Source organism: Streptomyces sp. NBC_01537 (assembly GCF_045040445.1).
GTDB lineage: Bacteria > Actinomycetota > Actinomycetes > Streptomycetales > Streptomycetaceae > Actinacidiphila.
This window is the reverse complement of record NZ_CP109392.1, coordinates 4,297,886-4,311,002: the sequence shown is the minus strand read 5'-3', so window position 1 is coordinate 4,311,002 and position 13,117 is coordinate 4,297,886. Positions and strand designations below refer to the sequence as shown.

Below are 13,117 nucleotides of genomic sequence, written 5' to 3'. Positions count from 1 at the left end.
TTCGGTTTGGGGGCCTCCGGGGGCCGAGGGCTACACCACGTAGTTGTAAACCGGCGAGATCCTCCGCTGCTCGGCCGGCTGCTGGATCCCGACCTGCTGGGTCAGCGGCAGAACGACCTCCAGGAACGCCTTCAGGTCGGCCTCCGTCTCCCACAGATCCACGATCCGCAGCCCGTCGTCCCCCGCTATCGCCACATGCGAGATCGCGCCCGGCGGCTTGCCGTCGCCGACCCCGGCCAGCTTGCGTACCTCCTCGTACTGCAGAGCGGTCGCACCCGGGAACTCGATCTCCACCAGGATCGCCATTAGGCGGCCTCCGTTCGCACATCTACGTACGTATTTACACCCCTACGTACCAATCTGCGCGAGCCCGGCCCCTCCCGCAATGGGAGCCACCGGGCGTGCGGAAGCACCCCGCCATGCCTGCGTCAGCCCTGTAACCCCTCAAGCCGCCCGTCGGCCGTGTCGCACGCGACCCGCTCGTCCTCGTAGACCTCGCACACCGGCCGCCCCTCGGGATTGATCGTGTGCTCGATCTCCCACAGGCTGACCTCCTCACCGGTCGCCAGCAGGAACGCGTGCTCGTACAGCGTCCAGCCCACCACCCGCCCGCAGGCGCGCAGATGCCGCCCGGTGACGTACGCGATGTCGTGGCCGATCGCCGACAGCAGTAACCGCCGCATCCGCTCCCCGGGCGCGTCCTGGTTCTCCGCCCGCCGCAGCACCCGCCACGCGTGGTCCGCCGAGTGCTCCTCCGTGTACTGCCGGGGGCACTGCGGCAGCTCCAGCGCCGCCAGCTCGGGCAGCCGGGCCAGCCACTCCGCCGCCTCCGCCTCCAGCTCCTCCGGGCTCGGGTCGCCGAAGCGCGCGTCGATCAGATACTGCGCCGCCGCCAGCGACACCTGGTCCTCGTACACCTCGTGCCGGCGGTCGTCGCCCGGCCCGGTGTTGTGCTCGATCTCCCACAGGACGAGAGAACTCCCGTCCTGCAGGAGGTAGTTGTGGCGCAGCGTCCGGCGGCTCAGCTTCCTCGGCGGGCCCTTTCGCTGCCGGAACGAGGCGAGTTCGGTGTGGGCCATCAGCGCGGTGGTCAGCCGCTCCAGCACCTCGTCGCCGATCTCGAACCCATTCCCGGCCCGCGCCAGCAACTCCTCCACACCCACCCCCTCCCCGCCTACCGGCCGCCCCGGCCCAGAGCCCGGCCCCGCCTCTCCCGGTCGTGCGTTCCCCATGCGGTCCTCCCGCTCACCATCTCGTACCGTCCCCGCACGTCCCCGCTGCCACAATGAGTGGGCACTCAGCGTAATGGCACGACCGCGCTCAGCGAAGGGCCCTCCCAGAAAAATAGTCCCGCAGTATGCGTAGGCCGTGCGTAAGGGGCGCCCGCCCCAGCCCTAGGCGCCCCTCAACCTCTCCCGCGCGACCGCTTCGCCATCAACGCGAACACAAACCCCGCCACCCCGATAACAACCCACCCCAGCGGCGCCCCCGACACCGCATCCGCCGTCTGCCGCGGCAACAGTGCCACCCCGCCCACCACCGCCAGCACCGCCACCACGCAACTGGCTCCAGCCATCATCAACAACCGCAACATCTCGGCTCAACCTCACCGCTCGTAGCTCGAAACCCGCCATCCCCCAACCGCAGTCACCCACCTGCCGGCCCACCCCGCCCGACGTTTCCCGCTACCCCACCGACACGGCCTCCGCAGCCTTACACTGACCGATGCCCCGTGCCCTTTTTGTCGGACTCTGCACTCTGGACCTGATCCAGCTCGTGCCCCACGTCCCGGCCGCGAACGAAAAACTCACCGCCCTCGCCCAGCTCACCGCCGCAGGCGGCCCCGCAACGAACGCCGCCGCCACCTACAGCCATCTCGGGAGTGATGCCACCCTCCTCACGGCGATCGGCTCTCACCCTCTTGCCGCAGCCATCACCCACGACCTGGCCAACTTGGGCGTCAACGTCATCGACCTGACCCAGGCCTCCCCCGAACCCCCCGCCCTCTCCTCGATCCTGGTCACCGCCGGCACCGGTGAACGTGCCGTAGCCTCCATCAACGCCTCCCAGCACAGTGCGCTCCCGCTTCCACGCGACCCAGCCGCCCTCATCGAAGCTGCCTCGCTCGTGGCATTCGACGCCCACCACATGGATCTCGCCCTCGCCGTGGCCCCGGCCGCCAGAGCCCTCGGCTGCCTCACCCTCCTCGACGGCGGCAGCTGGAAACCCCGCACCGAACACCTCCTGCCCTCCATCGACGTCGCCGTCTGCTCCGCCGACTTCCACCCACCCGCCGCCCCGTCCCCCACCCCCTCCGGCACCCTCGCCTACCTCCACGCCCAAGGCGTCCCCTACGCCGCCATCACCCGCGGCCCCGCCCCCATCCTCTGGTCCACCCCCGACGCCACCGGCGAACTCCCCGTCCCCCACCTCCCCGTCCTCGACACCCTCGGCGCCGGCGACGTCCTCCACGGCGCCCTCGCCCACCACCTTGCCGACGCCGCCCCCCTGGATACCCACCGCTTCACCCGCGCCCTCGCCCAGGCCGCCGAAGTCGCCAGCCGCGCGTGCGCGTCCTTCGGGACGCGGGCGTGGATGGAAGCCCCCGTTCCTCCGGGGCTTCCGTAAGGCCTGGCTCAGGCGCGCTCTCGCGAAGCCGTCCTCCACAGCACCAGTGCGCAGAGGCAAGACCCCGCTCCCAGCACCAGCAGCGCCACTGCACCGTCGGACAGCGAGCGCTCCACGCTGTCCGGCAGCAGCGCCAGGCACACGGGTACGAAGACGCCCGCGACCACAAAGCTCAGCACGGCGGTCAGCAGCCAGCGGACCAGCTTGCCCTGCCATACGGGATGAAGTTCCTTGCCCATCGCCTTGATCAGCCTCATTACTCGATGATGTTGTGGCACTGCGTCCCGCGCCTGGCTCCGCCGGCGTAGAAGTCCGCGCATGCCTTTCCGTAGTGCTTCAACGTCCGCCGCGTCGTGTCGATGCGGCCCATCGAGCTCACATCGGCGCACTTGTGGTTCACCCGGCCCTGGCTGGTCAGATACGTGTGCCCGTCGGTGTCCGAATAGCGCCAGTCGATCCGCCAGTTGCACCAGCGCCCGCCCGCCGTGTCCGCACCGAGCGTGTCCTGGATCGACGCCTCTTCGCGGGTGATGGTGCGCCCCGACCCCTTGATGAAGTGCCCGATCGTCGTGGACGGCAGGCAGATCTGCGTCCCCTTCGCCTCGAAGCAGTAGCCCGCGACCTTGCCGTACCCGACGGCGCTCGCCGACGCAGGCGATGCGGCTGCGGCCAGCGTGAGCGCCACCGTCGACATCACCATCAGCAGGCGGCCCGGGACAAAGCGGCTGGACTCTGCAACTCGGCGCATGGCGGGACCTCCGGTGCCCTGGACTTCAGATGCACCGGAAACGCAGGCCGGGGATCACGCGATACGTGATGTTGCAGGGCAGTGACACAAGGTCGCCCCCAGGGGTGTTGCAGGAACCTTTAAGCGGCAACTTTGCAACAGGAACTACGCGTTCGGTCGATTCCCCTGCTCCACCGACGCAACGAATGCGCTCCAGGAGCCCCGCGAGAACGTCAGCACTGGGCCTGCCGCGTCCTTGGAGTCCCGCACGGCTACGAGGTCCGGCAGGACGGCCGTCTCCAGGCACTCACTCGTACCCGCCCCACTGTAGGAGGACTTGAACCACGCCCCCGGCGGCACCGGCGGAGTCAACGCACTCATCACAGCTCCTCACGGACCCGCTCGATCAATGCCGAGGAGGCAGTCATGTCCAGCGCCTGCGCTCGCAGGTAGTCGAACGCCAATCGGTAGCGCGCCAACTCCTCCTCCTTCTCCATGAAGAGTGACCCAACATGGATGTCGACGTATACGACGTCCAAGGTCGGCTCGCCTCCGCCGAGGATGACAAAGCTTCCCATCGCCGCAGAGTGCGCACCCTTGGAGAACGGCAACACCTGGAGGGTGATGTTCGGTGCCTCATTGGCAGTCAGCAGATGCGCCAGTTGCTCCCGCATGACATCCCGGCCCCCGACCACCCGACGGATCACCGACTCATCGAGCACCGCCCACAGATGGGGCGGGCTCGGACGGGTGAGGATGTCCTGCCGCTTCATGCGAATGTCCACCAGCCGCTCGATTTCCCCCGGCGGCAGTCGCATCTCCGATGCGTGCTGGATGGCCTCGTTGTACCCACGGGTCTGCAACAGGCCAGGGACGTAGAGGCAGGCGAAGTGGTCCTCGCGCGTGGCCTCGTCCTCAAGGGTGAGCAGCAGATTCATGCTCTCCGGGATCGAGTCCGCGAATGAACTCCACCAGCCCTGCTGCTTGGCGCCCTTGGCCATGCTCACGACGGCCTCGCGCTCCGCTTCGCTCGCGCCGTACTCGCGGCACAGCGCATCGACGATGGGCCACTTGACCGGTCCCTCGGTCGTCTCATAGCGGCTCACCGTCGCCTTGGAAACCCCGACAAGACCCCCGGCCTCTTCGAGAGTCATGCCCTTGCGAGCCCTCAGCTTCCGCATAGTTGCGCCGAGTTGACGGCGACGAGTCGTGGCTCTCGCGGTCATGGCAGCTACTCCCCTTCGGCGTCGGCCCCCGCTTGATCAGCGGTAACAAGGCTATGTCCCCGCCAAGCTGATACACCACCAGATTCACCCAGAGAAATCTTGTGAGAAGTTACATGGCGGAACATCTCATGCAATACTCGCTCGCAGAGCGCTAATGAGCGCGTACGCCTAGTGACCCTCGAAAGGGGCTGGTAGCCGTGCCCTCTTACCGAGTCAGCGAACCCCGCCGTCAGTGCGTCTTCCCCTTCGAAGCCGAGCCGAGAGCTGTCGCGGGCCTACGCCGAGCGGTCGGCCTCCAGCTCGCCGCATGGGACGCCTCCGCCATCGTCGACGACGCCCAACTCGCAGTCTCCGAACTCGCCACCAACGTGATCCGGCACGTCGGCGAGGGATCCGCGGCAACTCTGGTGATAGAAGATGACGCCGACCACCTCCGCATCGAGATGCACGACACCAGCCCCGTCCTTCCTCGCTGTCGCCAGGTTGACTCCTGCGAAGAGTCCGGACGTGGTCTGGCCCTGGTGGCGGCCATCAGCAATAGCTGGTTCGCGGTCTCCACGGTGTCCGGCAAAGCCGTCTGCTGTGACCTCTCCCGCCCGGACCTCGCCCAAGAGGAATCCCTGGTTCGGCAACGAGTCGAGCGAGGCACAACTCTCATCCAGCTCTACGCCCTCCAGTGGCGCAGTCCGGAGGTCCTGCCAATCCACAGCGTCCCCGCAGTAGCCGAAACAGCCACAGCCCTGATCACGGACCTGCTGTACTGGCTCGCCGACAGGGGCTGCGATCCGGATGACATCCTCGATCGTGCGCAGATGCACTTCGAGTCAGACTTGGGTGCCTCATGCTGGTCAGCCGTGGGTCGGCCAGGGTGTGCAGAACGTGGGACCTGATTAGTTCCCGCTCCTCGGTCTCGGCCCCGTTGGCGTTACCGTTGCTGGACCCGTAGGGATGGCTTGACGTCTCGTCACCTCTCGCCATCTCTGGTTTGGTGATCCGTGCGTGTCAGCCGATGTTCGAGGGTGGAAGGACGGTGATCGACCATGGGTACGGCCCGTGCCAGCGGGGCGGGACGCCGGTTCACCTCCCTGGAGATCTGTGCCGGCGCGGGAGGCGCGGCGCTCGGGCTGGAGCGGGCGGGGTTCGACCCGGTGCTGCTGATCGAGAACCGCTCCGTCGCATGCGAGACGCTGCGGACGAACCGGCCGGAGTGGCACGTGCTCGAAAAGGACCTCATAGAGTTCCTTCCCGACGAGCATCCGCAGTGCTACGACGTGGACCTCGTCTCCGCCGGCCTGCCCCGGGTGAAGGCTGCGGCTGCGGTGAGCCGTAGGCGCGACGACGCACCGGAGCTGGAACTGCTGAAGGCGACGGCGTACCTCATGCATGCCGTTCAGCCGAAGGCTCTGCTTATCGAGAACGTTCCGGATCTGGCGACCAAAGTGGTCCATGCCCAGGCTCGCAGGATTTTGGAAGATGAATTGGAGCATCTCGGCTACCGCTTTCGCTGGCAGGTAGTGGAATCCGCCGAATACGGTGTGCCGCAGAAGCGTGAATTGGGCCTTCTGATTGCCTTCAAGGGGGACCTGATCGACGCCTTCGAATTGCCCGAGGTTGTGCACGAGCCTCCGTCTACCGTCGGGCAAGTTCTCAGCCACTCCATGGCCGCGCGCGGCTGGACGGAAGCACCGAAATGGGTGGCGCAGGCGGACCGAGTGGCGCCGACGATCGTCGGCGGGTCGTGGGAGCGCGGTGGGCCCGATCTCGGTCCATCGGGCGCCAAGAGGTCTTGGGCCCGTATGGGCGTCGACGGAGGCACGGTGGCGGACGACGTCCCGGCCCCGGACTTCCACTGGGATCCTGCGCTCGGACGTCGCGGCATGATGCCCTTGACCGTGGACCAGGTCGCCCTGCTCCAGGGCTTCCCACCCGACTGGTATGTGGCGGGTAAGAAGACCGCCCGGTACCGACAAGTCGGCAACGCGATGCCGCCGCCAGTCGCCGAGGTTCTGGGGCACTCGATCGCCAAGGCCCTGGCGGTTGCATGACCGCTGCGCGAGCGGGCCGCATGCCGTCGTCACCCGAACGCTGGTGTGAGCTGCCTCGGCGCCGACTACCATGGGGCAGCTCAATGCCCGTGACCTGGGGCAGCCAGAACGAAGAACTGCTCCCTTCCCTATCCCGCAAGGATTGCGTGTGTCCGACACCTTCAAGATCGTCGATCTATTCGCCGGCCCGGGCGGGTTCGACGTGGCCGCTCGAAATCTGGGCGTGAAGGTCGTCATGGGAATCGAATGGGACGAGGACGCGTGCGCCACTCGCGTCGCCGCAGATTTGCGTACGCGATGCGGAGATGTGCGGGAATTCGGACCAACAGACTTCCCGGACGCGAACGTGCTGGTTGGCGGCCCGCCCTGTCAGACTTTCACGGTGGCCGGCTCCGGTGAGGGACGTGCCGCGTTGGATGAGGTGTTGAAGTTCGCCGAGCGGTACGCCGAGGTTGCGCGCATCGAGGACTTCGCAGCAATCCGCGACGAGCTGAAGCAGCTCAGTGACGACCGCACAGGCTTGGTGTTGGAGCCTTTGCGGTGGGCGCTCGAGGCGCTGCTCAGAGGGACGCCCTATCAAGCGATCATTCTCGAGCAGGTCCCGGCCGTCCTTCCGGTGTGGAAGGCGTTCGCCAACATTCTCTGGACCAAGGGCTATCAGGTCGCGGAGCCCAAGGTGCTACGGACCGAACAGTATGGCGTGCCGCAGACACGCCGCAGGGCGATCATGATCGCGCGCTGGTCTGGCGCGGGAGCGCCGTTGCAAGAGGAGCCGAAGCTGCCCGCGCCCACGCATTGCCATTACAGCACCAGCCTCCGGCGCGACGCGGGTGACCCCAAGCTCAAACGCTGGGTCACGATGGGCGACGTGCTGGCCCGCCGGGGTCCCTTCGAGGTGGTCTCCAACTACGGCACAGGAGGGGATCCGAAGGCTCGCGGGCGACGGCGGCACGATCAGCCTTCGGCGACCGTGACTGGCAAGGGCTCGCGCAACAAGCTGGAGTGGAATGGGCACAAGCTCGGCGAGTTCTCGCTGGCCGAGCTGGGGCAGCTGCAGACATTTCCGGCGAACTACCCGTGGCGGCGACGCAACGGCGATGACGCCAGTGTCGACGGTGTGCGCAGCGTCATCGCCCAGCAGATCGGCAACGCCGTTCCACCGCGCTTCGGCATGCACGTCCTCGCCGCCGCGCTGGGCCTCGACGCTGAACTCGCAAGCGCGCTGGAGACGTCTCACGCTGGGTAGCCCGTCAGCAGGCCCGCTCCCTGCCTCACCACCCTGGGTTCTGCGCCCGACTTGGGCTGCCTGACAACTGAACCGGGGCCCCGACAGGAACATCTCGAAGAGGTCCGTGCCTGGGCCGTGAAGGTCAGTGAAGCCGCGATCCCTGGGAGCTGCGGTCACGCAACGGGGCCTTCGCATGGAATTTCTCGAAGAGCCGACTCAGAGTTTCGACCGATGTCCGACGAGTCGATCCGTCATCAGGTCCGTCCGGGAGCCGGTCCCAAGGGACAGCTGGAACCGAGTCGGCGTCCTCGATCCAGTCATGCAATGCGTCCTGGTCGGGCAACTCGTCAGGGGCAAGAACTTCGTACATGAGTGTGCTGCCGGCAGCGTTCACGGCCGAGCAGAGTGCGTTGACGCGGTCGCCGAGTCGAGCCACCCCCGATATGGCGAGCCCTTCCAACACGCTCACCATCGCCAGAGCCGTGGGTCGGTGGTCGATGGCGTCCAGGCGCATGGCGGTGTTGAGCATGTCCTGGTTACTGCAGGCGATCTCGGCCGGACGGTAGTCCTTGCCGTCCCGGAACAATTCGGCGGCCCACCAGAGCCGGGCGAACGCCTGAACGTAATGCGCGCCGGTGAATCGTGCGGCTGGAGTCGGGCCGGGCGTACCGTCGCTCTGTACCGCCGAAGGACGGTGCCGCCAGATCACGTAGTCGGGAGCGACAAGGAGGGCACAGAAGTTCCATAGCGCCGGATCCGCTGCCTCACTGCGGGACATGCGCAGGGTGGCGTGCAGCCGCGGGGCCAGCCAGGCGTCCGCCTGAGTACGGGCGTCGGTGAACCTGCGCATCGCCTCATCGAGGAGGTCACGCAACGGAGCACTGTGCCACCGCGCGGACTCATCCGCGATCGGCGCGCTCGCGCGCAGCAGCGCGACACGGGGTGGCTGCTCCTGCCCGGTCAGCGCACCGCGCGTCAGGTACTTGGATGCGACAGCTCCGGGAAGCAACGCAATGCGGTCGGGCGTGTCGGCGCCGGATGAACTACTCATCGATCCGTACCCTCCTGGGAGCGAGCGATGGCGCGGACAGCCGTGGTGAGGTTCTTGGACACCTGAGCACGCCGGGCAGCGGCGAAATGAATCTGCGACTGCAACTCGGCCCACCCGTAACCGGCGAGGCGTCGGCTGTGCACCTCGAACAGTGCGTCTGGCAGGGAGAGACCCGGGAGAATGTCGGGCATCATCGCCCTGAGCACGGACCCTCGCCACCCATTCGGGACGGACGGGGTGCCGACTTCGTCCAGTTCGAGGTCGCTGACTGCAGAGTGGAACATGGCTGTCCATGCCTCGTCGGCTATCTGTGCAGCCACGAGTCCCGCGGTGGCCTTCTCCAGCAGACTGCCGGAGCCCTTGAGCAGGTGGGTGATGCCCTCGAAGGAGCTGTTGAGGAGGATCGTGGGCATGTCGCCGGTCGTCTCCACCAGCCACGGGGCGTCCTTGAACGGGCGCAGCCACTCCTGCGGACCGTCGCGGAAGTCCAGTTCGACAATCTCTATTTCGCGCTGCCGTACCGGGGTTCGCGCCAGCAGATCGATAACCCACGCGTCGTCGGCCGTTCCGATGGTGCGTCCGGCGACGCCGTCCACTGTCCCAACAGCGCTGACGTTTAGGATGGCACGGTCGCGGTGCATGGTGCGCAATACCGGGACGGAGCCGGTCCACGTTCCGGAGCGTCTGTCCTGTTGCAGGCGGCGCACGATACGGGTGTTGGTGGATCCTTCGGTGACGATCGCGATGCAGGCCACTTCGGACCACGGGCCGTCGGCGAGTTCAAGTGCGGGCAGGGTCACCCGGAGGTCGAGAGTGCCCTCGTCCCAGTTGCTGCGCTCCGCCTCGTGCAGGGCCACCGCGCGCTGTGGCCTGGAAATCATGGAGTAGGGCAACGCCCTACTGTCGATCCGGACTCGCTCGACATCGACATCGATCTCTCCGATCAGTGTCGGATAGGGGTAGATGGTGCTCATGCGGAGGTCCCCCGTGCCTTCTGAATATCGACGGTCACGCCCGCCATGTGCGCGTCCACTGGATGGCTGCCTGTCGCGGTCACCCCGCTGAACGTGGCGCTGCGAACGTTCGGATCGACCAGCACCACGCCGTCGACGATCCGACAGTTCTCCACGGCTGTAAGGGTGGCCCAGTCGAGCGTCGGACGTCCTCCCGATCGCACGTCGAACTTGGCGATCGGGGCGAGCTGCCAGGAGTCCTCCCGTTGCGGGACCTTCAGGAACACCCGGAGCGACCAGGCGCCCGACGCGTCCACCTCACCGTCGATGCTGCGGACGGTCGGATGACCGTCCGCTCGGCGGCCTGCCCCGGCGGACGGCGTGTCCAGGCGGAAGAGACTGCGCAGCGTCTCGGGGCCACGTGCCTCCTGGACCGGGCGGCGTCCGACCAGCCCGCGCAGCGCGGTGTCCATGGCGGCCCGGAACTCGGTGATCCGAGTGAGTGCGCCGCGAGCATAAGTGGCGGCGAGCTCCTCGGTTCTGTCCCAACGGTCGTGCTCAGGTGGTTCTGAGGCACGAAGGAATGCCTCGGCGAGTTCAACGTCCTTGGTGTCCACGCCCGTTGCGTAGCCCGCGAGCAGCACGGCCTGGAACGGGTCCACGCCCATGCCGAGGTCGCGGGGGCGGCGGGTTGTCACTGTCATGCGGCTACCGCGCATGCAGACCAGCCGGCTGTGCAGTTGGTCGGTGTCATCGGCCGGGGTGACCAGGAGGACGGCCTCGTGCACGAGGCCCTTGCCGCGGCTGCCCGTCTCGCGCAGGGGTGGGACCAGGAGCGGGACCTTCGCGACCGCAACCTGGTCGACGGCGGTGATCTCGGTTACGGTCTCGTGATCGAAGTAGGCCTTGAGCGCGCGAACCAGGGCGGGATGGCGTTCCTGCGGGTCCACACGCTTTTCCGGTATTACAACGGCCCCGTTGCGCATCGTGCGGACCGAGGCTTCGAGGAGCGCAGTGGTGGAGCGCCCGGAGGTCATCGCCGCCCAGAAGTTGTCTGAGAGCGCGGCGTTGAGCTTGTCGTGCATGTCCTGGAGGCTGTCGGTGTCCCCTGCCGCATCGTGGGCGCCCACGATGAGGAAGGAAGTTCCGGGTGCGGAGCTGTCGCGCTCCAACCAGAGCGTGGAAGCTGCGTTCTCATCGGCCCACCAGGAACGGGAGACTCCTTCGTAGTCCTTCTCCGTGTCGGGCTCGCCCAGCCAGGCCGGTCCTGCGTACGGCGCGCCGCCCACCTCACGCCAGGGAAGATCGAGGCGTCCGACGAGGCGACGTGCGGTGCGTCCCTCGTGGCTCTCCGAGAGAGTGCTGTTGATCAGCACCAGCCCGAGGCGGCTGGTGGCCCAGAGAGTGGCTTTTCCGAGGCCGTAGGAGCCGCCGGCACGGGCATTTGTCTTGTGGCTGTCGAGCTGACGGCGCACCACGGCGGAGAAGCGGCCGTCCTCGTACTCGGGTCCGGTCAGACCGGAGGCGTTGTAGTCGTCCACGCGTAGCAGGAGGAGCGAGTTGGTCTCGCGCATCTCCCGCAGCCCCTCAGCCAGAACCCGGCCGACCTTCTGCCGGGATCCGGAGGCAGCCTCGTAATGCGCCTCCAACTCGGTCCACTTCAAGGCATCCAAGAACGTGGTGAAGTGTTCGCCCGTCAACTCGTGCAGTGTGAAGCGGACACGGACTGGCTGCTCGGGATCGAGACGCTCGTCCAGGCTGTTCTGCGTGGTCTCGCGAGCGAGGACGGCGAGGTCCGCGTCGAAGGCGAAGGCAGCTGCGTTGCCGAACTCCCGTCCCCCGTCGGCGTGGGCGGGGCGGTGGTACCACTGGATTGGACGCGCGGTGACGGCGTCTGTGGTGCGGTTGTGCACGGTGGCGATGTCGGTGCCCAGGACGGACGCGATTTCGCGCACCATCTCGGCACGGGGCTGGGCTCGCCCGGTGATCCAGGCGGACACGGCCGCACGGGTCAGGCCCAGTCGTTCGGCGAGTTCGGCCTGGCTCATCTCGTTGCGGCGTAGTTGCCGACCGAGCCAGGGCCCGAACTCTTCGCCGTCCTGCATGGATTCGACTCCTCCTACTGGACCCTCGCCCCATCCCGTGCGACAGGGCTGGGCCTGCCTGTGGGAGGTGATCCTACCAGGGGCGATTGACGCGACGTTGGGTGTCAAACAAAACTTGACACTTCGGTCCCAGGTGAGCGCTAGTGGACCCCGTTCTTTGAAATCCGCTGGTCAGACGTGTTTGTCAGTGACATGCCCTAGGTTGTGCGACATGTCGATGCGCGCGCCCTGCGTGCAGAGGGAGCCTGTTCGCCGGTGGACTATCGATTGTGCGCGAAGATTGCCCCAAGTTGGGGCGATTGCCACACTTTGATGCGCAGCGTCCGATATCTTACGCGGAAGGGGAAGCGGAAGTCCCTTGAAGGGCTCCGCGAAATGTGCCAGGCTTATTCCTGACGACGGGTCATTCTCCTTACGTGGCAAGCTCGTTGGGCTGGCATCTGTTTTTGGGAAGTTGCTCGAACCGCTTGCCGAGAGAGATGGATTGGCTCTAGGCTCTGGCTCACTCGAACCCCGGGGGGATTGAGTGGACTACCGATGCAAAATATTTACCGCCCCGCAGAGCTCTGCCCTGCGACCGGATGGTGGAAGTTGCGCGGAGATTTTACCTGCACGTTGCACGGAGGCTGAGACGGGAAAAACGTTTCGGCTCAACTTTCACACCGGCTGCCATAAGGGGATGGGCATGACGCGTTTCGACGACGACCGCATGCGGGAGATCCAGGCGATGTACAGCTCTGAAGAGGATCCGGTTCTTCGGGCTGAAATCCTGGCCATGAACGGCATTTCCCTCGAAGAGCTCTGCTCCTGGATCGCGGGGCAGACGAGGGCGCGCGCGGAGAGGAACGCCCCCGATTCGGAGGTCGTCGTAGTCATCCGGATCCCCAGGTCGCGGGGCCTTCGTATCGTGGAACGGCGTGGCCCGAAGACGGGTCCGCCGCGCGGACCCCGCTCCGCTCCGGGCCTTCGCCGGGATCGGCGGACGGTCCGCTATGTCGTCGTGCTCAAGTTCGATGACTGAAATTCCTCGTTACTAGGGGTGGGCATCGCTCTCGAATGCGACACTCACGCCTCACATTTGTCGCCGGCCGGCTGGGAACTCTCCAGCCGGCGGCCCCCTTTCTCTCACACTGAAGATTCCCAGGTGAAGTAGG

At 66.7% G+C, this 13,117-nt stretch carries 14 protein-coding genes; 5 read left to right on the top strand and 9 right to left on the bottom strand.

All coding sequences use genetic code 11. From position 1 onward, the window contains the following. Positions 1-30: 30 nt before the first annotated feature. The gene (locus OG607_RS19860; RefSeq protein ID WP_405724846.1) at positions 31-306 is read right to left on the bottom strand and encodes a hypothetical protein; all 276 of its coding nucleotides are present in this window, start codon (positions 304-306) and stop codon (positions 31-33) included. 122 nt (positions 307-428) lie between these two features. Next, on the bottom strand, positions 429-1,157 hold the full coding sequence (locus OG607_RS19855; RefSeq protein WP_405724843.1) for a DUF6227 family protein: 729 nt from the start codon (positions 1,155-1,157) through the stop codon (positions 429-431). A gap of 568 nt (positions 1,158-1,725) precedes the next feature. Between OG607_RS19855 and OG607_RS19850 the strand changes: the two genes are divergently transcribed. Continuing rightward, on the top strand, positions 1,726-2,628 hold the full coding sequence (locus tag OG607_RS19850) for a PfkB family carbohydrate kinase (RefSeq protein WP_405724840.1): 903 nt from the start codon (positions 1,726-1,728) through the stop codon (positions 2,626-2,628). An 8-nt stretch (positions 2,629-2,636) separates the two neighbouring features. On the opposite strand, the gene OG607_RS19845 is transcribed toward OG607_RS19850, so the two are convergent. The 4 genes from OG607_RS19845 to OG607_RS19830 all read right to left on the bottom strand — a co-directional run bounded on the left by OG607_RS19845 (position 2,637) and on the right by OG607_RS19830 (position 4,581). Continuing rightward, on the bottom strand, positions 2,637-2,885 hold the full coding sequence (locus OG607_RS19845) for a hypothetical protein (RefSeq protein WP_405724837.1): 249 nt from the start codon (positions 2,883-2,885) through the stop codon (positions 2,637-2,639). Next, positions 2,885-3,376, bottom strand: a complete 492-nt coding sequence (locus OG607_RS19840; RefSeq protein WP_405724834.1) for a hypothetical protein — start codon at positions 3,374-3,376, stop codon at positions 2,885-2,887. The genes OG607_RS19845 and OG607_RS19840 overlap by 1 nt, the downstream gene beginning before the upstream one ends. Before the next feature lie 144 nt (positions 3,377-3,520). Further along, the gene (locus OG607_RS19835) at positions 3,521-3,736 is read right to left on the bottom strand and encodes a DUF397 domain-containing protein (RefSeq protein WP_405724831.1); all 216 of its coding nucleotides are present in this window, start codon (positions 3,734-3,736) and stop codon (positions 3,521-3,523) included. Next, positions 3,736-4,581, bottom strand: coding sequence for a helix-turn-helix domain-containing protein (locus OG607_RS19830; RefSeq protein WP_405724828.1), 846 nt, complete (start codon positions 4,579-4,581; stop codon positions 3,736-3,738). Before OG607_RS19830 ends, OG607_RS19835 begins: the two co-directional genes overlap by 1 nt. A 197-nt stretch (positions 4,582-4,778) precedes the next feature. On the opposite strand from OG607_RS19830, the gene OG607_RS19825 reads away from it, so the two are divergent. From OG607_RS19825 to OG607_RS19815, 3 genes are all read left to right on the top strand, one after another. Then, positions 4,779-5,471, top strand: a complete 693-nt coding sequence (locus OG607_RS19825) for an ATP-binding protein (RefSeq protein WP_405724825.1) — start codon at positions 4,779-4,781, stop codon at positions 5,469-5,471. Between the two features lie 150 nt (positions 5,472-5,621). Beyond that, complete coding sequence (locus OG607_RS19820; RefSeq protein ID WP_405724822.1) at positions 5,622-6,626, top strand: DNA cytosine methyltransferase; 1,005 nt, start codon at positions 5,622-5,624, stop codon at positions 6,624-6,626. A 148-nt stretch (positions 6,627-6,774) separates the two neighbouring features. Beyond that, entirely contained in the window at positions 6,775-7,872 is a 1,098-nt protein-coding gene (locus tag OG607_RS19815; protein ID WP_405724819.1) for a DNA cytosine methyltransferase, read from the top strand. Positions 7,873-7,996: 124 nt separating this feature from the next. Here the strand turns inward: OG607_RS19815 and OG607_RS19810 are convergent, their stop codons facing one another. Genes OG607_RS19810 through OG607_RS19800 form a run of 3 tightly spaced genes read right to left on the bottom strand, consistent with a single transcriptional unit; the run spans position 7,997 to position 11,963 of the window. After that, positions 7,997-8,905 carry a DUF6339 family protein gene (locus tag OG607_RS19810; protein WP_405724816.1) on the bottom strand — a complete coding sequence of 303 codons (909 nt, stop codon included), beginning with the start codon at positions 8,903-8,905 and terminating at the stop codon, positions 7,997-7,999. Continuing rightward, positions 8,902-9,879, bottom strand: a complete 978-nt coding sequence (locus OG607_RS19805) for a hypothetical protein (protein WP_405724813.1) — start codon at positions 9,877-9,879, stop codon at positions 8,902-8,904. Before OG607_RS19805 ends, OG607_RS19810 begins: the two co-directional genes overlap by 4 nt. Beyond that, complete coding sequence (locus tag OG607_RS19800; protein WP_405724810.1) at positions 9,876-11,963, bottom strand: helix-turn-helix transcriptional regulator; 2,088 nt, start codon at positions 11,961-11,963, stop codon at positions 9,876-9,878. The genes OG607_RS19805 and OG607_RS19800 overlap by 4 nt, the downstream gene beginning before the upstream one ends. Positions 11,964-12,648: 685 nt before the next feature. On the opposite strand from OG607_RS19800, the gene OG607_RS19795 reads away from it, so the two are divergent. Continuing rightward, on the top strand, positions 12,649-12,984 hold the full coding sequence (locus OG607_RS19795) for a hypothetical protein (RefSeq protein ID WP_405724807.1): 336 nt from the start codon (positions 12,649-12,651) through the stop codon (positions 12,982-12,984). Positions 12,985-13,117 lie beyond the last annotated feature (133 nt).

Excerpts from the sequence above, each read along its gene's own strand:
- OG607_RS19830 (WP_405724828.1), bottom strand. The coding sequence starts at position 4,581 with ATGACCGCGAGAGCCACGACTCGTCGCCGTCAACTCGGCGCAACTATG.
- OG607_RS19860 (WP_405724846.1), bottom strand. The coding sequence starts at position 306 with ATGGCGATCCTGGTGGAGATCGAGTTCCCGGGTGCGACCGCTCTGCAG.
- OG607_RS19850 (WP_405724840.1), top strand. The coding sequence starts at position 1,726 with ATGCCCCGTGCCCTTTTTGTCGGACTCTGCACTCTGGACCTGATCCAG.
- OG607_RS19845 (WP_405724837.1), bottom strand. The coding sequence starts at position 2,885 with ATGAGGCTGATCAAGGCGATGGGCAAGGAACTTCATCCCGTATGGCAG.
- OG607_RS19805 (WP_405724813.1), bottom strand. The coding sequence starts at position 9,879 with ATGAGCACCATCTACCCCTATCCGACACTGATCGGAGAGATCGATGTC.
- OG607_RS19800 (WP_405724810.1), bottom strand. The coding sequence starts at position 11,963 with ATGCAGGACGGCGAAGAGTTCGGGCCCTGGCTCGGTCGGCAACTACGC.
- OG607_RS19810 (WP_405724816.1), bottom strand. The coding sequence starts at position 8,905 with ATGAGTAGTTCATCCGGCGCCGACACGCCCGACCGCATTGCGTTGCTT.
- OG607_RS19840 (WP_405724834.1), bottom strand. The coding sequence starts at position 3,376 with ATGCGCCGAGTTGCAGAGTCCAGCCGCTTTGTCCCGGGCCGCCTGCTG.
- OG607_RS19820 (WP_405724822.1), top strand. The coding sequence starts at position 5,622 with ATGGGTACGGCCCGTGCCAGCGGGGCGGGACGCCGGTTCACCTCCCTG.
- OG607_RS19835 (WP_405724831.1), bottom strand. The coding sequence starts at position 3,736 with ATGAGTGCGTTGACTCCGCCGGTGCCGCCGGGGGCGTGGTTCAAGTCC.
- OG607_RS19795 (WP_405724807.1), top strand. The coding sequence starts at position 12,649 with ATGACGCGTTTCGACGACGACCGCATGCGGGAGATCCAGGCGATGTAC.